The sequence below is a fragment of the Erwinia sorbitola genome (genome assembly GCF_009738185.1).
GTDB lineage: Bacteria > Pseudomonadota > Gammaproteobacteria > Enterobacterales > Enterobacteriaceae > Erwinia > Erwinia sorbitola.
Genome location: NZ_CP046509.1, coordinates 1,937,331 through 1,958,017, shown reverse-complemented (window position 1 = coordinate 1,958,017; position 20,687 = coordinate 1,937,331). Strand labels below are relative to the sequence as shown.

Here is a 20,687-nt window from a genome sequence, read left to right as displayed (position 1 = left end):
AATTAGTGAAGGGTAATCTGTTTCTGTTCAATCGAGTGGATCTGAACTTTAATCATCTCGCTAATCGGGTCTTCCGGGCACTGTTCAACAAAGTAGGTTAAATCATTGAGGGCCACATGTTCACACTCTAACTGAGCAAAAATCAGACCGCGATCGCGTATTTCATACGGGTCTTCCGGATCCATCTGCACCAGCACCTGGCTGACGTGCAGCGCCATCTCCATCTGCTTCTCTTCCATCAGTGCAGATTTCAGGGTGTCGAGCATTTTGCGCAACACCATCAGCGGCTCGGCTTCCTGAAGATCATCCTCATACAGTTCAGTCCACGGGCCGATATTGCCCTGGAGCCACACTTCCAGCTGATGTTCGTCCAGCGTTTCGCCGTCAAACGGATTGATCAGCCACATATTCTCATCGATCCAGTCCGCCCGCAGAATCAGCTGCGTCGGGAAGATCACCGGCAGCACCGGCAGGTCAAGCTGGTCGGCAATATGGAGAAAAATCACCCCGAGCGACACCGCTGTACCCTGATGGGTACGTAATACATTATCCAGCCACAGAGTATCAGAGAGCCGGTAAACACCACTCGCGCCGCCGAAACCCCAGCGACCCCAGAAAAGTTCGATCAACTGCTCAACCTGTAAATCGGCGGCAAGTTCTGAAGGAATTTCAGCCCGAGCTTCGGCAACCAGCGCCGATAAGCGCGCTCTGACATCTTCAGCCGGAAAGTCGCTGCGAATAGCCAGCGACGCAGCAATCACCGCCTCACTGAGCGGCGCTGCGGTAAAATCAAAATCAGCTATAGACGTCATACAAACCCCAGCAGTGGCATTTTAGTTGTGGCGAGTTTCACTATGACCACAAGGGCGATCAACGCCACTAAGAACGCAAACCAGCGCACTTTTTGCGCACGCGGACGGCGTCCGAGGGCAATAAAGCCCAGCGCAATATAGATGATAACGCCAAACAGCTTCTCAGTCAGCCAGTTGCCTTGCGGAGTAAACGGATAAAAGTGAGTTATCGCCACCAGTAACACGCCCGACAGCAGCAGCAGCGTATCATTCAGATGCGGCACAATGCGCACCCAGCGACGTTGCAGCATTGGAGAGTGGGTCTGGAACCAGTAAAAACGCAGCATGAACATCAGTGCGGTGATAGTTACGGTCAACAGATGAAAATATTTAAGCGGGAGGTACCAGGCAGCCATAAATGTTCCTTTTTATCCTTTTATTTGCCCGACTGTTACGCGGTCATTGCCGCCGTAATCCTGACAGGTTTCCACGGCATGGAAGCTGTTCTCGCGCAAAATTTGCCGGACTTGTTCGCCCTGCTGCCAGCCGTGCTCCAGCAGCAGCCAGCCGTCTTTAAGCAAATAGCGCCCTGCTTCGGCGGCAATAATCTTGATATCCGCCAGCCCGTGATCGTCCGCCACCAGCGCGCTGGCGGGTTCAAAACGCACGTCCCCCTCTGACAGATGGTGGTCGTCAGCATCAATATAGGGAGGATTGCTGACAATCAGCGCGAACTGCTGCCCGGCAAGCGCGGAGAACCAGTCGCTGTGGAGAAACCGGGCGTTGGTCAGCGCCAGCTTGCTGGCATTGTGCTGCGCCAGAGCCACCGCAGCCGGAATACGATCTACCCCGGTAATCTGGCAATCCGCTCGCTCACTGGCCAGCGCCAGCGCAATGGCGCCTGTTCCGGTGCCAAGATCAAGCAGCGCACAGCCAGCGGAGGGCAAACGCGCCAGCGCCTGCTCCACCAGCACTTCGCTATCTGGCCGGGGGATCAGCGTGTCTGGCGATACCGTCAGCGGCAGTGACCAGAACTCGCGCTCGCCGGTCAGATATGCCACCGGTTCCCCGGCGACACGCCGCGCCAGCAGCGCTTCAAGCCGGGTCAGCTGCGCGTCGTCAAGCCTGGTATCGTCGAAGGCAATCAGCCAGGAGCGAGATTTACCGGTCACCTTACCCAGCAGAATCTCCGCATCGCGCTTCGGGCTATCGCTGGCTGACAATTGAGCCACTGCATGACGCAGCCAGACACGAATCTGCATTAATCCTGCCCGGCGAGTGCCGCCAGCTGGTCAGCCTGATGCTCCTGCACCACTGGCTCAATCAGCGCATCCAGCTTTCCTTCCATCGCTTCATCCAGGCGATAGACGGTCAGGTTGATGCGGTGGTCAGTGACACGGCCCTGAGGGAAATTATAAGTACGGTTACGGTCAGAGCGGTCACCGGTGCCGAGCAGGTTACGGCGAGTTGAGGACTCTTCCTGCTGACGGCGGGCCATTTCTGCCGCGCGGATACGCGAACCGAGCACGCCCAATGCTTTCGCTTTGTTCTTATGCTGAGAGCGCTCATCCTGGCACTCCACCACAATGCCGGTTGGCAGGTGGGTAATACGGATAGCAGAATCGGTGGTGTTAACGTGCTGACCACCAGCCCCTGAGGAGCGGAAAGTATCGATTTTTAAATCAGATGGATTGATATCCGGCAGTTCGGCTTCCGGCAGCTCAGGCATCACCGCTACGGTGCACGCTGAGGTGTGGATACGGCCCTGAGATTCCGTTTCCGGCACACGCTGGACGCGATGACCACCGGATTCGAACTTAAGGCGACCATAGGCACCCTCACCAATCACTTTGGCGATCACCTCTTTATAACCGCCATGCTCGCCTTCGTTGGCGCTCATCACTTCCACTTTCCAGCGTTTGGACTCGGCATAACGGCAATACATACGGAACAGATCGCCCGCGAAAATTGCCGCTTCATCACCGCCGGTACCGGCACGCACTTCCAGATAGCAGTTACGCTCATCGTCTGGATCTTTTGGTAACAGCAGCACCTGCAACTGTTGCTCAAGCACTTCACTGGCGGCGCGCGCTTCTTTCAGCTCTTCCTGAGCCATTTCGCGCATTTCAGGATCACTGAGCATTGATTCAGCGGTTTCGATATCTTGCTGGGTTTGCTGCCACTGACGGAAACACTGGCTGACGTCGGTTAGCTGGGCATATTCGCGGGAGAGTGCACGAAAACGATCCTGATCGGCAATAACTCCGGCATCGCCCAGCATCGCCTCCACTTCTTCGTGGCGCTCCTGCAAGGCTTCCAGTTTGGCAACAATAGAAGGCTTCATTCGTAGTTTTTTACCTTGTAAAAAAGAGGCTTGAAACGCTAGTCCAGCCCGAGGCTGTCGCGTAAAATTTGCAGGCGTTCGCCATCGCCATCGCGCGCGGCCTGCTGAAGAGATTTGGTAGGGGCGTGAATCAGACGGTTGGTCAGCTTATGGGCCAGGTCACGCAACACCTCTTCGGCATTGCCACCCTGTTGCAGTGCAGCGATTGCACGTGCTTCCAGTTCAGCCCGCACCTGTTCTGCCTGTGAGCGATAGTCACGGATAGTTTCAACCGCGCTCTGTGCCCGCAGCCAGGACATAAATTCGCTGCTCTCCTGCACCACGATAGTTTCAGCCTGCACGGCCGCTGCCTGGCGCTGGGCCAGATTGCTTTCAATTATCGCCTGCAGGTCATCAACGCTGTAGAGATAGGCGTTAGGCAGGTTGCCCACTTCCGGCTCTACGTCACGGGGTACGGCAATATCCACCAGCAGCATTGGCTGGTTGCGGCGTTTCTTCAGCGCACGCTCCACCATCCCCTTGCCAATAATCGGCAGCGGGCTGGCTGTTGAACTAATAATAATATCGGCTTCTGCAAGACGTAAATCTATTTCCGGCAGACTGATAACTTCAGCACCGACTTCATCGGCCAGCGCCTGCGCACGCTCACGGGTGCGGTTGGCGATCATCAACTTCTTCACCTTATGCTGATGCAGATGGCGGGCAGCCAGTTCAATGGTTTCACCCGCTCCTACCAGCAGCACGTTAACCGTGGAGAGCGATTCGAAGATCTGACGCGCCAGCGTACAGGCCGCAAAGGCGACCGATACCGCATTGGCACCAATTTCGGTTTCGGTGCGCACACGTTTGGCGACGGAGAATGATTTCTGGAACATACGCTCCAGCTCGCTGGAAAGCGAGTGGCCGCGTTGGGAGTCGGCAAAAGCTTTTTTTACCTGACCAAGAATTTGAGGTTCACCCAGTACCAGCGAGTCCAGCCCGCTGGCAACGCGCATCAAATGGCTGACGGCGTCATTGTCGTGGTGCCAGTAGAGGCTTTTATGCACCTCTTCTACACTTAATTGATGGTAATCACATAACCATGCAACCAGCTGCTCTTGCAGGTTTTCCTGCTGCTCAACGCTCAGATACAACTCGGTCCGGTTACAGGTAGACAGCACAACGCCGCCCTGTACCAGCGGCTGCGCCAGCAGGCTATTTAGCGCCTGTTGTAGCGTGTCCGGCGAAAACGTTACACGTTCACGCAGGGCCACAGGTGCCGTTTTATGATTGATGCCGAGAGCCAGTAACGTCATGTTGCAGGTTTGGGTGATCCCACAGTTAATAGGGTTTTGTGAGGCGCATTCTACAAGATGAGCGAGATCAATAAAAGCCATGCTTCGCCTATCCCTGTAACAAGATATACCTCTGAACGATGAAATGAGACAATTTGAGCATTGACGCAGCCGTTTTAGCTCGTTAGCGTGAAGGGTTGATCGCGAACTGAGTACTTAGGAGCTTACCTGAACATGTTATCGTCGAATCGCCGCCTGCTGCGGCTTGTTCCCCTTGCCGCCCTGCTGCTGACCGGGTGTGTTCTGAACAATCCAGCGCAAACACCCGGCCAGAGCCCGACCGCTCCACAATGGCGTGAACACCAGCAGGCGGTAGAGAAAATCACCCAGTACCAGACGCGTGGTGCTTTTGCCTATCTTTCCGATCGGCAGAAAGTCTATGCCCGATTTAACTGGCAGCAAACCGCAGCGGATCGCTATCGCCTGCTGCTGACCAACCCACTGGGCAGTACCGAATTGCAGCTTGACCAGCAGGGTCAGGTGGCTCAGATCGTGGATAACAAAGGCAAGCGCTACGTCAGCAACGATGCGGCAAAAATGATCTCTCAGCTTACTGGTATGAGCATTCCGCTGGATAACCTGCGTCAGTGGATCCTCGGCCTGCCGGGTGATGCCACCGATTTCACTCTTGACGATCAGTACCGCCTGCGTGAGGTAAATTACAGTCAGGATGGCAAACAGTGGAAGGTGACTTATCAGGGTTACGACAGCAAGCAGAACCCACAGCTGCCGTCAAATCTTGAACTGCGTGAAGGCGACCAGCGAATTAAACTGAAGATGGATAGCTGGACAGTTAAATGATCTCAATATGGCCTGCCCCGGCAAAACTGAATTTATTTCTCTATATCACCGGCCGTCGCGCAGACGGTTATCACGATCTCCAGACGCTGTTTCAGTTTCTTGACTATGGTGACACGCTGCAAATTGAGGCCAACAGCGAGGGTGAATTGCGCCTGCTGACCCCAATCGACGGCGTGCCGGATGAGCAGAATCTGATAGTGCGGGCGGCACAGCTGCTGCGCGACCAGGCATTCGCGCAGGGCGTTCTGCCCGATAATGCTGGCGCTACCCTGGCGGTAGAGAAGCGTTTACCGATGGGTGGCGGGCTGGGCGGAGGCTCTTCCAATGCGGCCACCGTGCTGGTGGCACTCAATTATTTATGGCAAACCGGCTTCAGTTTTGAGCAGCTGGCAGCACTTGGGCTGCGCCTGGGTGCTGATGTTCCCGTTTTTGTGCACGGTTTTTCCGCCTTTGCAGAGGGCGTTGGCGAACAGCTGACGCCGGTTTATCCGGCAGAAAAGTGGTATCTGGTGATGCATCCCGGCGTCAGCATCCCCACGCCGTTAGTGTTTAACGATCCTCAATTGACCAGAAACACCGCAAAACGTGAAATCAGCGCCTTATTAGAGGCCGAATTCCGCAATGATTGTGAAGCAGCAGTAAGAAATCGTTTTCGCGAGGTTGAACAGCTTGTTTCCTGGCTGCTAGAATACGCGCCGTCGCGCCTGACTGGAACGGGTGCTTGTGTGTTTGCCGAATTCGACACTGAGCATGCCGCGCGTCAGGTGCTTGAGCTGGCTCCGAAAGAGTTGCAGGGGTTTGTTGCGCGAGGCGTTAACGTTTCGCCGCTGCACCGGACACTTTCCGAGCAATTGAGTTGATGTGACAGTGTCACCTGTTCCAGATACTGCACTACTGCTCTGATTTAGCCCGCGTTATTGTGTTGTAGCAAAGCGGCAAGTGGAGGAGTCTCGGAAACTTACCCGATAAGTGAATGAGGCAACTACATGCTGCCAATGCCTGCTGTAGCATCAAGATCGCTGGGTCAAAACACCCGTATGAAAACGTAGGTCGTATACCGCCCAGTGCGACTTATGGTATTTCATTCTCTGGACGCAAAGCCTGAGGTTCTTCTCGTGCCTGATATGAAGCTTTTTGCTGGTAACGCCACCCCGGAACTAGCACAACGTATTGCCAACCGCCTTTACACCAGCCTGGGCGACGCCGCCGTCGGTCGTTTCAGCGATGGTGAAGTGAGCGTACAAATTAACGAAAATGTACGCGGTGGTGATATTTTCATCATCCAGTCCACCTGTGCCCCGACCAATGATAACCTGATGGAACTGGTTGTTATGGTTGACGCCCTGCGTCGCGCTTCCGCTGGTCGTATTACTGCGGTTATCCCTTACTTTGGCTATGCTCGCCAGGATCGCCGTGTGCGCTCTGCCCGTGTGCCGATCACAGCTAAAGTCGTTGCCGATTTTCTCTCCAGCGTTGGTGTTGACCGCGTTCTGACTGTGGATCTGCATGCTGAACAGATTCAGGGCTTCTTTGACGTCCCGGTTGATAACGTATTTGGTAGCCCGATTCTGCTTGAAGATATGCTGCAAATTGGCCTGGTAAACCCGATTGTGGTCTCCCCGGACATTGGTGGTGTAGTTCGCGCACGAGCTATTGCTAAACTGCTGAACGACACCGATATGGCCATTATCGACAAGCGCCGCCCGCGTGCCAACGTCTCTCAGGTGATGCATATCATCGGTGATGTTGCTGGCCGTGACTGCGTGCTGGTCGATGATATGATCGATACCGGTGGCACTCTGTGTAAAGCAGCGGAAGCGCTGAAAGAACGTGGAGCTAAACGCGTATTTGCCTACGCTACTCACCCTATCTTCTCCGGCAACGCGGTCGAAAACCTGCGTAACTCGGTGATTGATGAGGTGGTAGTGTGCGATACCATTCCACTGCCGGAAGAAATTAAAGCGCTGCCAAACGTGCGTACCCTGACCCTGTCAGGCATGCTGGCTGAAGCGATCCGTCGCATCAGCAACGAAGAATCTATTTCTGCGATGTTTGAGCACTAATCCGGGCCTGACTGGAGAACAATCGTTGCCTGCACCCAGGCATCGATGATTTTCCCGCTAACCCGCAGAAAAGGGACAGGCTGATACCTGTCCCTTTTTATTTGCTCAGTTCAATATGCTCTGCCAGATAATCGATCAATACCCGTAGTTTGGGTAACAGATGCCGGTTTCCCGGCCACAGCAGTGAAAATTGCCCTCCCGCACTGATTTGCTCATCCAGCACGCTGCGCAACTCTCCTTTTTCCAGATACTCCTTTACGGCAAAATCAGGCACGTAGATCACCCCAAGTCCGCGACGTGCGGCAGAAATCTGCGCTTCCAGATTGTTAAACACCAGCGGCCCGGTCAGGGAGAGCGGACGTGCCTGATGGCTGGTGTCAAACTGCCATGGCTGGATCTGGCCACTTCCGGAAAAACGATAGAGCAGGCAGGCGTGCTGCGCGAGATCGGCGGGTGTTTGCGGAATACCATGCTGCCGGAAATAGCCCGTTGCGCCCACGATACGGAAGCGAAATCCCCCCATCCTGCGCGCTTTCAACCGTGAATCGGCAAATTCGCCGCTGCGCAGCACTGCGTCATACCCTTCACCGATCACATCGACCAGCCGATCGTTAAAATCCAGATCCAGCTCAATCTCCGGGTAACGGGCGGTAAACCCTGGCAGCAGCGGCAGCAGCAGCCGGTAACCAATCGCCGGAAAACTCAGACGCAGTCGCCCGCGAGGCGCGGCCATCAGCCTCGAAAGCTCCTCTTCTGCCTCTTCCAGCTCTGCCACAATGCGCTGGCTGCGTTCAAAAAATAGCAGGCCCTCTTCGGTCAGACTCAGGCTGCGCGTACTGCGATTCAAGAGGCTGACGCCGAGGCTGGCCTCCAGCCGCGCCACGCTTTTACCGATAGCCGATGCCGATACGCCAAGCCGATCTGCGGCCGCAACAAAGCTGCCAAGCTGTGCCGCTTTCACAAACGCATTTAACCCGCTTAAACTCTCTACGCTACTCATTCGAGACTTTTTGTCCTTTATCTGCGTACACATGGCCTGTTTATCGCCAACGAAAGCCAATTTATCCTGCTTTTTTACTGGAAGGAAGCGGAGAGTTAACCATGAGTACCCTGACACTGACTGCCAACAGCAGCCGCTGGAGCATCTTCGCGGTGTGCAGCGCAGCGCTGATGCTGCCCCTGAGTTTTTCAGCCGGAGTGATCGCTACCCCGGCCATTGCCCTGCAACCCGGGGGATCTCCGCTGGCTTTGAGCTGGATCACCAACGCCTTCCTGCTCAGTTTCGGCAGTCTGCTGATGGCAGCTGGCTCCCTGGCGGATCGCTATGGACGTAAACGCCTGTTTATCAGCGGAGTGAGCGTATTTACGCTGCTGTCGCTGCTGACCGGCTGGGTACCCTCCGTGGTATGGCTGGACGTGGTGCGCGCCTTACAGGGAGCTGCCGCCGCCGCTGCGCTGGCCGGAGGAGGCGCGGCGCTGGCAAATGCATTTGACGGCAGCGAACGGGCGCGTGCATTCAGCCTGCTGGGAACCAGCTTTGGTGTGGGCCTCGCTGCGGGGCCGGTGATTGCCGGTATGCTGATGGCCGTAGCAGGATGGCACAGCGTATTTCTCTGCTGCGCACTGTTCGGCGTGCTGGCGTTAGTGATTGGTATCCGCACTCTGCCTGAATCACGCAACCCCGATGCTCAGGCGCTGGACTGGGCGGGGATTTTCAGCTTCAGTATCATGCTGACGCTGTTTACCTGGGGAATGCTCGAAGTGGCCGACAGTGGCAGTAGTCTGCTGTCGACATCACTACTCACCGCATCGCTGGTAACGGCGCTGCTGTTCGTCTGGATTGAGCGCCGCAGCCCCCACCCCATGCTCGACCTCAGCCTGTTCAGGTATGGCCGTTTTGTAGGCGTACAGCTGCTGCCGGTAGCGACCTGCTACTGCTTTGTGGTGTTGCTGGTGGTACTGCCGCTACGTTTTATGGGTTTTTATGGCTATGACGCGCTGACCACCGGCCTGTTAATGCTGGCTATTTCACTACCGATGCTGATTGTTCCATCAGTTGCAGTATCCCTGACGCGGCGCTTTCATCCGGGCAGCATCAGCTGTGCAGGCCTGCTGCTGGCCGCCGCCGGAATTGGGCTGTTGAGTGTGGTAACTCCACAAAGCTCGTTGCCAGTCACACTGTTGGCGATGGTGATGATTGGCAGCGGCAGCGGTCTGCCATGGGGGTTAATGGATAATCTATCCGTCAGCGTAGTACCGCCGCAGCGTGCCGGAATGGCGACAGGTATTTTCAGTACGGTACGCGTTGCGGGAGAAGGCGTGGCGCTGGCCAGCGTCAGTACACTCTTCAGTCAGCTGCTGGTAAACCAGCTTAATACTCAAGGTGAAGCACCAGAAAGTGCCCGCCAGCTGGCAAGTTATCACCTCTCCGGCCCCCATCTGTTGCCCCTGGCAGAACAGGCATTTCAACAGCTACTGCTGGTACTGATGACCATCACGCTGCTGTGTGCCATCGCTATATGGCGCTGTCTGCTCCCGAAACGGGCGTCCGGTTTGCCGGCAAAAGATTAATTATTTTCGCGGAACGGTTCAGCTCCCCTTTTGGAGAGTATTTTTTAGTGATATTTTGCCCGGATGGCTGCTTCCAGGAATAATCCTAAATGGTACTCGACGTTTATACGCTGTTTGTCTGCGAACTGTATGTGCTGACTTTTCTCAGCGTCATCATGGTATTCGCCTGGCGTGGCGCGCAGTTCAACCGAGTGCTGGGATTTAACTGTCTCTCGCTGGTATTAAGCATTGTTGCGGTAGGCCTGAGCAGCATGCGCAGCTCAGGATTTGTATTTATGCCCATTGTGGCCGGCAATCTGCTGGTCATGTGCGCTTACGGTCTGCAACTGAACGCATTTCGAGCGCTGCGCGGTGCCCGCTGCGGCTGGTTCTGGATAGTGGGTATGGTGGTCTGGGGGATGCTGTGCCTGGCTCCCGCCTTTTATAACTCCCTGCCGCTGCGCATTCTGATGAGCTCACTGCTGTGCATTATTTATACCTCGGCGATGCTCCGGGAGCTGCATCGCGCACGCGCTCTGCTGCCGGTAACGTGGTGGCCGGCGCAGCTGCTGCTGGGCATCCACCTGGGCTTTAATCTGCTGCGCGCACTGCTGGACGGCGGCATACCCAGCCCGCTGCATGGTGCTATCGGCGGCTCGACCTTCTCTGTTTACGTTATTCTCGAATCTATTCTGGTGGTGATCGGCCTGAGCTTTACTATGATGGCGATGGTCAATGAGCGGACGCAGATTATCTATCGTCAGGCCTCACTGCTTGATCCACTCACCGGGATCTGGAATCGCCGCGCACTGTTCGAGAAAAATTCCCAGCTGAATGCTAACTGGAACTCTCTCCAGCAGCCCGTTTCGGTGATGCTGTTTGACCTTGACCACTTCAAAACCATAAACGACCAGTACGGCCACGCCAGCGGCGACCGGGTGCTCACCGATTTTTGCCAGCAGGTTACCGCCCTTCTGCCTGCAAACAGCTATTTTGCCCGTCTGGGAGGTGAGGAGTTCGCCGCAGTATTGATGTGTGGTGAAGCCGAGTGTGAGCAGATTGCCGAACGCATTCGCCTGGTGGTGGAGGATTCTTGTCCGGAGAAGGTAAAATATACGGTCAGCATCGGCGTTGCCAGCTGTCAGCCAGAGCGTGAAGATATTGACAGCTTAATGACCGCAGCAGATGAGGCGTTATATCAGGCGAAAGCGGCAGGAAGAAATCAGGTGAAAACTTTTCGCCCGCGGGACACCCCGGGAGCGGAAGAAGCGCTTGTCAGTCAGCCCCACGCAACACACCCGGCATAACCGGGTGTGCAACAGAATAAATATTAATCTTACTAACGATTCAGATGATGCTGGCTGGCACCATGGCGGCAGCGTTTTTCACCGCAGTGGCGTACCCAGTAGTAACGGTCGGCAATTTTTTCCCGGCCGCTGATGCGCGCGCCCACCAGCCATAACAGTGCGCCAATGAAAATACTAAAGATAGCACCATGCACCATAAACTGCGGTAAGTTGAGCTGTGGAAGCTGGTTCAGCACCGAATACCCCACCCCGCCGATCATCACCACCAAACCTAGTACCATCAGGGTATTACCCATCAAATGTAGATGTTTACGTTTCATTGCGTACCTCCAGTTTGTCAATAAAGGCAGACTCCTTGCCATAAGCCTCTAGTGTAGGCAATGTTTAACAAGCCTGATGAGTCACCGATCACATTTATCGCTTAATCTTTGACAAAACTTTACTTTTAACAGACTGTTTTTATATAGAAAATGTATTATCACGCTGTTCAATTATTGTGATTTTCATCACAATGGCGGCAGATCTTTGAGTTCTCGCAGCCGCTTCAGTAAACTAGCCGTTTTCATCCCGCACGCTTCAGGAAAACCTACTTGTGAGCAGCATTAAACTGATTGTTGGCCTTGCCAATCCTGGCGCTGAATACGCCGCCACACGCCATAACGCTGGTGCCTGGTATGTTGACTTGCTGGCTGAACGCCATAATCAGTCGTTAAAAGAAGAGAGCAAATTTTACGGTTATACCGCGCGTCTGAATATCGGCGGCGAAGATGTGCGCCTGCTGGTTCCCACCACATTTATGAATCTGAGCGGCAAAGCCGTGGCAGCGATGGCGACCTTCTATCGCATTGCCCCCGAAGAGATTTTAGTGGCGCATGATGAGCTTGACCTGCCGCCAGGAGTGGCAAAGTTCAAGCTGGGTGGCGGTCACGGCGGTCATAACGGCCTTAAAGATATCATCAGCAAGCTGGGTAATAACCAGGAGTTCCACCGCCTGCGCATCGGCATCGGCCATCCGGGGGATCGTAATAAAGTGGTGGGATTTGTGTTAGGTAAACCGCAGGCTGCGGAACAGACACTGATTGATAACGCCGTAGATGAAGCGGTGCGCTGCACCGAGGTATGGTTAAAAGAGGATCGGCTGAAAGCCATGAATCGACTGCACAGTTACAAGGCGGGCTAAGGCGCGCTCTTTATCTGCTCATCGCTGCGGCACCACTGCCACAGCGATGCTAATGATTTTGACAGCGCTGGTCGTTACCCTGCTCCAGGCTCTCCAGCGTCAGCATCGGGCTGAAATAACCCTGCACTCCCCAGATTTTGCTACTACGCAGCGCCTCAAGGTGCCCGTCTCCGGCCACCCCTTCAACAATCACCCGGTTAGTGTACTGACGGATATGATTAATCAGCACGGTGAAAAAAGGTTTATTAACGTTTTCAAGGTAAAACTGGCGATCAAGTTTCACCGCTTCAAACATATTTGACTGCAACGCATTCAGATTGGCATCGCCAGCACCCAGGTCATCCAGCCATAAAATATTCAGCTGTTCAATCAGGGTACGCAGTAGCGGATTAGCCATACCGTCATGCAGATTAGGAAAATCTTCCGAGAGCTTAAGCCGTACAAAGGGCAGATGGCTGAGGATCTGCTGGATAAATGATGACTCAGTTACCGCACGCGCCAGCTGGAAATCAATCGCCACGCTGCACATCAGCCCATGCTGACGAAAGTAGTCGGCGTACTCTTCAATAATCAGCAGCTGATTTAACAACCGATCCTGAGGCAATAACGGGGGTAATACGGCCCCGGGCGGCCCGTTTACGGCCACCGGCTGAGGCCGGTAACCCAGATCAATGGCAATCAGCTCACCGGTGAGCGTATGAACAGGAGTACAAAAAAAGTCGTTTTTCATGCCGTCGGGCCAGTTAACGGGCGTCCTGCCAGTGTATAAAATCGTCGCACAGATAAACTATAGGAGTAAATTCTGTATTCGCCGTCGGTAAAAGACGATTTTTAGATTATCGGCAGGGCCAGCATTAGCTTTATGGTTCAGGCATCGTTGCTAGCAACTTTATAATCCGGATCATCCAGTTCATGGCTACAGAAAGGCCCCGCCTGGCGCAGCAAACTGACACAATCCTCACTGAGGTGGCGCAGACGCAGGGTTTTACCCGCTTCAAGATAGCGCGCCGTTAATTTGTCGATAGCCTCAACACCGCTGGAGTCCATCACCCGGGTGCGGGCAAAATCAATCACCACGCTGTCCGGATCCTGTTCCGGGTGGAACAGCTCCTGGAAGCTGGCGGCAGAACCAAAGAACAGCGGCCCTTCCAGACGATACGTCTTCTGACCCTCCTGCTCTGACTGCGACAGGATAGTGATGCGCGCATGCTGCCAGGCGAAAACCAGCGCAGAGATAATAACTCCACAGATAACCGCCATCGCCAGGTCGGTAAAAATGGTCACCAGCGTGACGGCCACCATAACCACCGCATCGGCTTTCGGCATCCGCTTAAGGCGACGCAGCGAACTCCACTCAAAGGTGTTAATGCACACCACAAACATAATTCCGGCCAGCGCCGCCACCGGCAGCAACGCGATGTATTGCGACAGGCTGACGACAAATAAAATCAGCAGCACCGCGCCCACCAGGTTAGATATACGCCCGCGCCCGCCAGAGGTAAAATTGATAATCGACTGGCCGATCATCGCGCAACCGGCGAAGCTGCCGAAGAAACCACAAATGGTGTTACCGATGCCCTGCGCCACGCACTCCTGATTACCTGCGCCTTTCTTTCCGCCCATTTCATCCAGCACGGCGAGGGTCAGCAGCGACTCTATCAGCCCGACCAGGGCGATCACCACCGCATAGGGCAGCACAATTTTTAACGTCTCCCAGCTTAAGGGAGCTGCGGGCAGATGAAATGAGGGCAGCGTACCGGAGATATCCGCAAGGTCACCGACGCGCTTGGTATCCAGCCCCAGACCAATAGCCAGCGCACTAATGGCAATCAGCGCCGCCAGCGAACCCGGTATCGCTTTTGTCAGCTTCGGGAACCACCAGACTATCAGCATCGCCAGCGCCACCAGCGCATACATCACCGGCCCCTGCCCTTTAATCATCGGGAACTGAGCCAGCATGATGACAATCGCCAGCCCGTTAACAAAACCGTAAATTGCAGGCTGGGGCACCAGACGAATAAATTTACCCAGACGGAGTACGCCGATCGCCAGCTGAATCAGCCCGGCAAGAATGGTTGCCAGCAGCACATATTCATAGCCGTGCTGGGTAATCAGGCTAATCAGCACCACGATAATGGATCCGGCAGCGCCGGAGATCATCCCCGGCTTACCGCCGAAGAAGGCGGTCACCAGCCCGAGAATAAAAGCGGTATGCAGGCCAATAGTTGGCGACAGCCCCGCCAGCAGAGAGAACGCAGTGGCCTCCGGAATTAGCGCCACGGACACCACGGCACCGGCCAGCACGTCATTTTTGACGTCACTCGCCCTGAAATTGCTCAGGTTAAACATCATATTTCCAATTTTATTATGTGATCGTTCATCCATACCGCAGGTGATATGGCGCACAACAGGCTCGTCAGAGCGACGAAAGGCGGCAACAGGGGTTGCGCAGGGAGGAGAACATTCAGGGTGGCGTAAGCTGCAAGCGATGCATCTGTGAAGTTCTCCGCATTCTGTAAAGACGTGTCAGTATGAAAAAATGTGAGGCCGATCTCAAGAGATAACTTAGCCCTCGTCTCAGAAATCAACCGCCGCCAGGCTGAAATTACGTGTATAATGCGCGGAAACTTTTAAGACAACCGTCTGTGACACTATCAGTGCATGTACAAGTGCGTTGATTATCAAGATATTAAGGTGATTCAACATGGGATTCAAATGCGGTATTGTGGGCCTGCCAAACGTCGGTAAATCCACACTGTTCAATGCGTTAACCAAAGCGGGCATCGAAGCAGCTAACTTCCCGTTCTGTACCATTGAGCCGAATACCGGCGTCGTGCCGATGCCTGATTCACGTCTCGACCAGCTGGCTGAGATCGTTAAGCCACAGCGTATCCTGCCAACCACTATGGAATTCGTTGATATTGCCGGTCTGGTGAAAGGCGCGTCTAAAGGTGAAGGCCTGGGTAACCAGTTCCTGACTAACATCCGTGAAACCGAAGCTATCGGTCACGTAGTGCGCTGCTTCGAAAACGACAATATTATTCACGTAAATAATAAAGTCGATCCGGCAGACGATATCGATACCATTAACACTGAACTGGCACTGTCTGACCTGGACACCTGTGAGCGTGCTTTGCAGCGCGTACAGAAGAAGGCCAAAGGCGGCGATAAAGACGCAAAAGCTGAACAGGCTGCGCTGGAGAAGTGCCTGCCGCACCTTGAGAAAGCCGGTATGCTGCGCGCGCTGGATCTGAGCGATGAAGATAAAGCGGCAATCCGCTATCTGAGCTTCCTGACTCTGAAGCCAACCATGTATATCGCTAACGTTAACGAAGACGGTTTTGAAAATAACCCATACCTCGACGTAGTGCGCGCAATTGCAGAGAAAGAAGGTTCCGTAGTGGTACCGGTCTGTGCTGCCGTTGAATCTGATATTGCTGAACTGGAAGATGGCGATCGCGAAGAGTTTATGGCCGAGCTTGGCATTGAAGAACCCGGTCTGAACCGCGTGATCCGTGCCGGTTATGCCCTGCTGAACCTGCAAACCTACTTTACCGCTGGCGTAAAAGAAGTACGCGCATGGACAATTCCTGTTGGCGCTACCGCCCCTCAGGCTGCCGGTAAGATCCACACTGACTTTGAGAAAGGCTTTATCCGCGCCCAGACTATCGCGTTTGAAGACTTTATTACCTACAAAGGTGAACAGGGTGCAAAAGAGGCGGGTAAGATGCGTTCAGAAGGTAAAGATTACATCGTGAAAGATGGCGATGTGATGAACTTCCTGTTCAACGTCTGATACTGCTGCCCGCATCGCTGACAGCACAAAATAGACCGATAAAACCCACGCTACGGCGTGGGTTTTTTATTGTATCTCTGTCATTCAGTCAGATGCTTTTCATACAGACGATAGCGCTTATAGGGTTCAGCGCCGATCCGCTCCAGAATTGTACACATTACGGTATTGGACTCCAGAATCCATGACATCTCTAACGCTTCAATATTTTGCCGGAAAAAAGCGTCGCGTAATGCCTCGATAAGCAGTAGCGCAATCACCGGGCCTGAACGGCTAAACTGATACTCCTGACACACCCCCATCAGCGGCACACGCGCCGTATGCACCCCGCTCACCTTCAGACGCCACAGCAGCTTTGCCCAGCCCAGCGGCAGCAGACGCCCTTTTAAATCAGCGATGGCCTCATTAATATTGGGCAAACCGACGATAAAAGCACAGGGGGAGGAGTCTATCTCAGCGATGTAGATCATATCGTCGGGGACGAAGAACTTCATCTGATCGCCCATTCTGGCAAACTCACGCTCAGTAAACGGGACAAAGCCCCAGTTATTCTGCCAGCCAGAGTTAAAGATCTGCCGCATAATCTGCATTTCATGAGCAAAACGCTTACGATTCAGTGGCCGGATCGTCACCTTTTGGCGTACTTTTTCCATCAGTTTCTGCAAGGAAACGGGGAAGTGTAAATCCTTAAGCCGCATCCAGTAGGCCAGCAAGTCAGTTCCTTTTTTATAACCTTGCAGCTCTACCCTGGTGGCATAATAGGGCTTTCCATGAGCCATCATGGCAGAGGGTGGTGTATCAAAACCTTCGATCAATAACCCACTTTCCTGATTAATATTGAGACCAAACGGCCCGGTTACTTTACGAATACCTTTTGATTTCAGCCAGGATTCAGCCGCAAAAAATAGCGCACTGAATACATCCTGATCGTCAATAGCATCAATCATGCCAAAATGTCCGGTATCTGCTCCATAACGGTCATGATGCAGGCTGTCAATTTGCGCGGTTATTCTTCCAACTATCTTACCCTCTTTTTTAGCTACCCATGCCTGCCATTCGATATGGTCGACACCTGGATTTTTCTCAGAGAGATGCTCCGTGCGCTCAATATAGAGAGGGTCAATCCAGTTGGGGTCATCAGAATATAATGATGAAGTAAAAGCAATGAAGTTATTAAGCTCATGCTTATTATGAACCTTTTCAATATGAATCATACAATCCTTACATCCAGCTCTGACATCAGGCGGACACAATATACCTGGCAGGCTTAACAGTATTTGCGATTTATTGCTTTTTACCATCCAGACTAATAACCGGAAAAGGAATAACCATATTCAGGGAACCTGTCGCAACAGGGCTTAAGATTCCACTGTGTAAACCGCACGGTAAGAATATCGGCATGTATATATTATCCCTTACTCTATTATACCCACCCTTCCAGGATAATTTAACAGGATTAATGTATTACAAAACACTAAAAAGCAGGTATGGCTATTTTTACCAGTAAATGCCTTTACAGCTGATATTGTAAAACTAGCCATACACTTTTGAAAACCGAACGGCCATAATAACCTTACTCTATTCACTCAAGAAAACTCCATATGCAAGATACTTCTATCCTGACCTGAGAACGATAAAAGGCATATTTGACAATCCATGGGAAATCGCTTACTAACCAATTGATTTAGCATGATTTAATAAACAACACCTGTAGATTAATATATACAGGCAGTAATCTTACAATTAAACACAAAGGTTAAATTAAGTTGTGAAAATCAAAAAAACGAATAGTTTTTTGCAAAAAACATCATCCATTCATAGCTGTTCTGTCCTGTTTGGTAATTAAAAATCTATGGCTCCGTTATATATGTCTAAAACAAGCTCAACCCAGTCTTTGCCGATGCGCTATGCGGATTTCCCCTCATTAATTGAGGCCTTAGACTACGCCGCTGGTGGTAATACAGGTATGAATTTTTACGATCGGCGCAATCAACTTGTCACCGCGCTGGAATATCGCATATTGAAAGAGCGGGCAGTTGCAGGAGCCAGGCGCCTGTTATCATTGAATTTTAAAAAAGGCGATCGAGTTGCACTTATTGCTGAAACTGATGCAGGTTTCGTGGAGGCTTTTTTCGCCTGCCAGTATGCCGGATTAGTTGCAGTGCCACTGCCTATACCCATGGGGGTTGGTCAGCGAAAGTCTTATATCACTAAGCTCCACGAATTATTATCCAACTGTCAACCGGTAGCTATTATCAGCAGCGAAGAGTGGTTACCACTGGTGAGTGATGCCAGTATTGGCATTCATGGAATACACATCTTAAGTAATAATAATCTGGATGCATTACCAGAGAATGAGATTGAATTGCAGTTACCATCTCCAGAGGACATCGCCTACCTTCAATATACTTCTGGCAGTACGCGATTTCCGCGAGGAGTTATTATCACTCACCGGGCTGCGATGTCTAATTTACGCGTTATCAGTCATGATGGCATTAAATTACGTAGCGGGGATCGCTGTATTTCCTGGCTGCCGTTCTATCACGATATGGGTCTGGTAGGTTGTATGCTAACCCCTGTCGCTACGCAGGTATCCGTTGACTACTTACGTACTCAGGACTTTGCCATGCGGCCGATGCAATGGCTGAAGCTTATCAGTAAAAACCGTTGTACCATCTCTGTTGCCCCCCCTTTCGGCTACGATTTATGCTTACGCCGAAGTAACGATAACGAGTTAGCCGATATTGATCTCTCCAGCTGGCGTGTAGCCGGAGTGGGTGCCGAACCCATTTCTGCCGCCCTGCTGAGTCAGTTTGGGAAATATTTCAGTAAAGTAAACTTCGACAGTCAGGCTTTTATGCCCTGCTATGGCCTGGCGGAAAATACGCTTGCCGTCTGCTTTGCGCAGGCAGATAGCGGACTCCAGGTGGACAATGTCGACCGCGCAGTTCTGGAATACCAGAGTAAAGCCGTGAAGCCCGGCAAAAAAACCCGCGCCATCTCTACATTTGTAAACTGTGGCAAAGCGCTTCCTCAGCATCGCATTGAGATTCGCAGTGATAAAGGCGTCAGGTTGCCCGACCGTAAAGTCGGCCATATCTTTATCTCAGGCCCCAGCCTGATGAGCGGTTATTTTCAGGATGCGGCTTCTCAGGAAGAGATTCGCGCACATGGCTGGATGGATACCGGTGATTTAGGTTATCTGCTGGATGGTTGCCTGTTCGTCACCGGCCGCAAGAAAGATCTGATTATTATTCGTGGCCGTAATATATGGCCGCAGGATATTGAATATGTTGCGGAGCTGGAACCGGAAATCCACTCAGGCGATGCGATAGCGTTCGTCAATACACACGATCATGATGACGGTGACCGGATTATTTTACAGATCCAGTGCAAGGTCAGTTCTGAAGAACGACGTGCGCAAATCGTGCATACGCTGATGGCGCATATTCAAAGTGAGTTCGGCGTTGCCGTTGATATTGAGCTTCTGCCGCCCCACAGCCTGCCCCGAACCTCCTCAGGGAAACCCGCCCGTGCTGAAGCGAAGAAGCGCTATCTGAGCGCTCTTACCGGGTTGAGTCCACAGGCTGAACTGGCGGGATAATGTAATGACTGCCACCGTAGCAATCACCGGTGTATCCGGTTTTATCGGCAGGCATATTGCCGCTAACCTGCTTGAACGCGGATTTGACGTAAGAGCACTGACCCGCCATGTATGTGAAAGCTCGCTGAATAATCTCACATGGGTTTATGGTGCTCTGGAGCAGCGCGATGCTCTTGATGAGTTAGTCAGGGGAGCCGACAGCGTTATACATTGCGCAGGCCAGGTTCGCGGGCACAAAGAAGAGAGTTTTATTAACTGTAATGTTAACGGCAGTATACGACTGATGCAGGCAGCGAAAGAGAGTGAGCGCTGTAAGCGTTTTCTGTATATCTCTTCCCTCGCTGCGCGCCATCCCGAACTCTCCTGGTACGCCCATTCAAAATATCTTGCCGAGCAGCAGCTTACCGCGCTGGCAACGGATATTAAACTTGGGATCTTTCGTCCTACCGCCGTGTATGGGCCTGGCGATCGTGAGTTAAAACCACTATTTAGCTGGCTGTTGCGTGGCCTGCTGCCACGGCTGGGTGAGGCAGATGCCCGGCTGTCGTTTCTTCATGTCAGTGATTTAGCCGCTGCCGCCAGCCAGTGGATTTTATCCGATCAGCATCCATTCGGGCCGTTTGAGCTTTGTGATGGCATCGCCGGTGGATATAGCTGGCGTCGCTTACAGGAAATAGGTGCGGATATACGCCACGGTTCAGTTCGGCTGATAGACATTCCTTTACCTCTGCTGAAACTTTTTGCCGATATAAGCTGGCTGTCAAACCGTGTAGTCGGATCAGAGCCGATGCTGACCCGTAATAAAATCCGTGAACTGACCCATAAAGACTGGTCGGCCAGCAATACGTGTTTATCCGGGCAGATCAATTGGTTCCCACAGATTAGTCTGGAGCACGCACTGCGTGAAGGGGCCTTTTGAT

Annotated in this window: 19 protein-coding genes; 9 read left to right on the top strand and 10 right to left on the bottom strand. The window is 52.9% G+C overall.

Going from position 1 to position 20,687, the window contains the following annotated elements:
* Positions 1-2: 2 nt before the first annotated feature.
* From sirB1 to hemA, 5 genes are read right to left on the bottom strand one after another with little or no spacing between them, the layout of a single operon-like run.
* Positions 3-812 (bottom strand): invasion regulator SirB1, encoded by an 810-nt coding sequence (gene sirB1 / locus GN242_RS08770; RefSeq protein WP_154751442.1) that lies wholly within the window; start codon positions 810-812, stop codon positions 3-5.
* Entirely contained in the window at positions 809-1,207 is a 399-nt protein-coding gene (locus tag GN242_RS08765) for a SirB2 family protein (RefSeq protein WP_154751443.1), read from the bottom strand. Before GN242_RS08765 ends, sirB1 begins: the two co-directional genes overlap by 4 nt.
* A 12-nt stretch (positions 1,208-1,219) precedes the next feature.
* On the bottom strand, positions 1,220-2,053 hold the full coding sequence (gene prmC, locus GN242_RS08760; RefSeq protein WP_156287309.1) for a peptide chain release factor N(5)-glutamine methyltransferase: 834 nt from the start codon (positions 2,051-2,053) through the stop codon (positions 1,220-1,222).
* Positions 2,053-3,135, bottom strand: a complete 1,083-nt coding sequence (gene prfA / locus GN242_RS08755) for a peptide chain release factor 1 (RefSeq protein ID WP_154751445.1) — start codon at positions 3,133-3,135, stop codon at positions 2,053-2,055. Before prfA ends, prmC begins: the two co-directional genes overlap by 1 nt.
* A 38-nt stretch (positions 3,136-3,173) precedes the next feature.
* A complete protein-coding gene (hemA, locus tag GN242_RS08750) occupies positions 3,174-4,430 on the bottom strand; it encodes a glutamyl-tRNA reductase (RefSeq protein WP_154751446.1) in 1,257 nt (418 codons plus the stop codon).
* Positions 4,431-4,643: 213 nt separating this feature from the next.
* Here hemA and lolB point away from each other — a divergent pair, with 213 nt between their 5' ends.
* From lolB to prs, 3 genes are all read left to right on the top strand, one after another.
* Positions 4,644-5,270, top strand: a complete 627-nt coding sequence (lolB, locus tag GN242_RS08745; protein WP_154751447.1) for a lipoprotein insertase outer membrane protein LolB — start codon at positions 4,644-4,646, stop codon at positions 5,268-5,270.
* Positions 5,267-6,130 (top strand): 4-(cytidine 5'-diphospho)-2-C-methyl-D-erythritol kinase, encoded by an 864-nt coding sequence (ispE, locus tag GN242_RS08740; RefSeq protein ID WP_154751448.1) that lies wholly within the window; start codon positions 5,267-5,269, stop codon positions 6,128-6,130. Before lolB ends, ispE begins: the two co-directional genes overlap by 4 nt.
* 255 nt (positions 6,131-6,385) lie before the next feature.
* Positions 6,386-7,333, top strand: a complete 948-nt coding sequence (gene prs, locus GN242_RS08735) for a ribose-phosphate diphosphokinase (RefSeq protein WP_085939527.1) — start codon at positions 6,386-6,388, stop codon at positions 7,331-7,333.
* 97 nt (positions 7,334-7,430) lie between these two features.
* Here the strand turns inward: prs and GN242_RS08730 are convergent, their stop codons facing one another.
* Entirely contained in the window at positions 7,431-8,333 is a 903-nt protein-coding gene (locus tag GN242_RS08730) for a LysR family transcriptional regulator (RefSeq protein ID WP_154751450.1), read from the bottom strand.
* A 101-nt stretch (positions 8,334-8,434) separates the two neighbouring features.
* On the opposite strand from GN242_RS08730, the gene GN242_RS08725 reads away from it, so the two are divergent.
* Together GN242_RS08725 and GN242_RS08720 are read left to right on the top strand one after the other, a co-directional pair.
* Complete coding sequence (locus GN242_RS08725) at positions 8,435-9,904, top strand: MFS transporter (protein WP_156287308.1); 1,470 nt, start codon at positions 8,435-8,437, stop codon at positions 9,902-9,904.
* An 89-nt stretch (positions 9,905-9,993) separates the two neighbouring features.
* Positions 9,994-11,190 carry a GGDEF domain-containing protein gene (locus GN242_RS08720; RefSeq protein WP_156287307.1) on the top strand — a complete coding sequence of 399 codons (1,197 nt, stop codon included), beginning with the start codon at positions 9,994-9,996 and terminating at the stop codon, positions 11,188-11,190.
* 32 nt (positions 11,191-11,222) lie between these two features.
* Here GN242_RS08720 and ychH read toward each other — a convergent pair whose 3' ends face one another.
* The gene (ychH, locus tag GN242_RS08715) at positions 11,223-11,510 is read right to left on the bottom strand and encodes a stress-induced protein YchH (protein WP_154751453.1); all 288 of its coding nucleotides are present in this window, start codon (positions 11,508-11,510) and stop codon (positions 11,223-11,225) included.
* Positions 11,511-11,782: 272 nt separating this feature from the next.
* Between ychH and pth the strand changes: the two genes are divergently transcribed.
* A complete protein-coding gene (pth, locus tag GN242_RS08710; RefSeq protein ID WP_156287306.1) occupies positions 11,783-12,370 on the top strand; it encodes an aminoacyl-tRNA hydrolase in 588 nt (195 codons plus the stop codon).
* Between the two features lie 49 nt (positions 12,371-12,419).
* On the opposite strand, the gene GN242_RS08705 is transcribed toward pth, so the two are convergent.
* Positions 12,420-13,100: an EAL domain-containing protein gene (locus GN242_RS08705; RefSeq protein ID WP_154751454.1), complete on the bottom strand. Its 681-nt coding sequence runs from the start codon at positions 13,098-13,100 to the stop codon at positions 12,420-12,422.
* Between the two features lie 137 nt (positions 13,101-13,237).
* On the bottom strand, positions 13,238-14,719 hold the full coding sequence (locus GN242_RS08700; protein ID WP_156288237.1) for a SulP family inorganic anion transporter: 1,482 nt from the start codon (positions 14,717-14,719) through the stop codon (positions 13,238-13,240).
* Between the two features lie 355 nt (positions 14,720-15,074).
* On the opposite strand from GN242_RS08700, the gene ychF reads away from it, so the two are divergent.
* A complete protein-coding gene (ychF, locus tag GN242_RS08695; protein ID WP_154751455.1) occupies positions 15,075-16,166 on the top strand; it encodes a redox-regulated ATPase YchF in 1,092 nt (363 codons plus the stop codon).
* Between the two features lie 80 nt (positions 16,167-16,246).
* Here the strand turns inward: ychF and GN242_RS08690 are convergent, their stop codons facing one another.
* Positions 16,247-17,377 carry an N-acetyltransferase gene (locus GN242_RS08690; protein ID WP_156287305.1) on the bottom strand — a complete coding sequence of 377 codons (1,131 nt, stop codon included), beginning with the start codon at positions 17,375-17,377 and terminating at the stop codon, positions 16,247-16,249.
* A 653-nt stretch (positions 17,378-18,030) separates the two neighbouring features.
* Here GN242_RS08690 and GN242_RS08685 point away from each other — a divergent pair.
* Positions 18,031-19,767, top strand: a complete 1,737-nt coding sequence (locus GN242_RS08685) for a fatty acyl-AMP ligase (RefSeq protein ID WP_374189819.1) — start codon at positions 18,031-18,033, stop codon at positions 19,765-19,767.
* 4 nt (positions 19,768-19,771) lie between these two features.
* Positions 19,772-20,686 (top strand): NAD-dependent epimerase/dehydratase family protein, encoded by a 915-nt coding sequence (locus GN242_RS08680; RefSeq protein ID WP_154751458.1) that lies wholly within the window; start codon positions 19,772-19,774, stop codon positions 20,684-20,686.
* Position 20,687 lies beyond the last annotated feature (1 nt).

What these genes read in the sequence shown, in the direction of transcription:
- sirB1 (WP_154751442.1), bottom strand. Translation starts at nt 812, where the DNA reads ATGACGTCTATAGCTGATTTTGATTTTACCGCAGCGCCGCTCAGTGAG.
- GN242_RS08765 (WP_154751443.1), bottom strand. Translation starts at nt 1,207, where the DNA reads ATGGCTGCCTGGTACCTCCCGCTTAAATATTTTCATCTGTTGACCGTA.
- prmC (WP_156287309.1), bottom strand. Translation starts at nt 2,053, where the DNA reads ATGCAGATTCGTGTCTGGCTGCGTCATGCAGTGGCTCAATTGTCAGCC.
- prfA (WP_154751445.1), bottom strand. Translation starts at nt 3,135, where the DNA reads ATGAAGCCTTCTATTGTTGCCAAACTGGAAGCCTTGCAGGAGCGCCAC.
- hemA (WP_154751446.1), bottom strand. Translation starts at nt 4,430, where the DNA reads ATGACGTTACTGGCTCTCGGCATCAATCATAAAACGGCACCTGTGGCC.
- lolB (WP_154751447.1), top strand. Translation starts at nt 4,644, where the DNA reads ATGTTATCGTCGAATCGCCGCCTGCTGCGGCTTGTTCCCCTTGCCGCC.
- ispE (WP_154751448.1), top strand. Translation starts at nt 5,267, where the DNA reads ATGATCTCAATATGGCCTGCCCCGGCAAAACTGAATTTATTTCTCTAT.
- GN242_RS08730 (WP_154751450.1), bottom strand. Translation starts at nt 8,333, where the DNA reads ATGAGTAGCGTAGAGAGTTTAAGCGGGTTAAATGCGTTTGTGAAAGCG.
- GN242_RS08725 (WP_156287308.1), top strand. Translation starts at nt 8,435, where the DNA reads ATGAGTACCCTGACACTGACTGCCAACAGCAGCCGCTGGAGCATCTTC.
- GN242_RS08720 (WP_156287307.1), top strand. Translation starts at nt 9,994, where the DNA reads ATGGTACTCGACGTTTATACGCTGTTTGTCTGCGAACTGTATGTGCTG.
- ychH (WP_154751453.1), bottom strand. Translation starts at nt 11,510, where the DNA reads ATGAAACGTAAACATCTACATTTGATGGGTAATACCCTGATGGTACTA.
- GN242_RS08705 (WP_154751454.1), bottom strand. Translation starts at nt 13,100, where the DNA reads ATGAAAAACGACTTTTTTTGTACTCCTGTTCATACGCTCACCGGTGAG.
- GN242_RS08700 (WP_156288237.1), bottom strand. Translation starts at nt 14,719, where the DNA reads ATGTTTAACCTGAGCAATTTCAGGGCGAGTGACGTCAAAAATGACGTG.
- ychF (WP_154751455.1), top strand. Translation starts at nt 15,075, where the DNA reads ATGGGATTCAAATGCGGTATTGTGGGCCTGCCAAACGTCGGTAAATCC.
- GN242_RS08690 (WP_156287305.1), bottom strand. Translation starts at nt 17,377, where the DNA reads ATGATTCATATTGAAAAGGTTCATAATAAGCATGAGCTTAATAACTTC.
- GN242_RS08685 (WP_374189819.1), top strand. Translation starts at nt 18,031, where the DNA reads ATGTCTAAAACAAGCTCAACCCAGTCTTTGCCGATGCGCTATGCGGAT.
- GN242_RS08680 (WP_154751458.1), top strand. Translation starts at nt 19,772, where the DNA reads ATGACTGCCACCGTAGCAATCACCGGTGTATCCGGTTTTATCGGCAGG.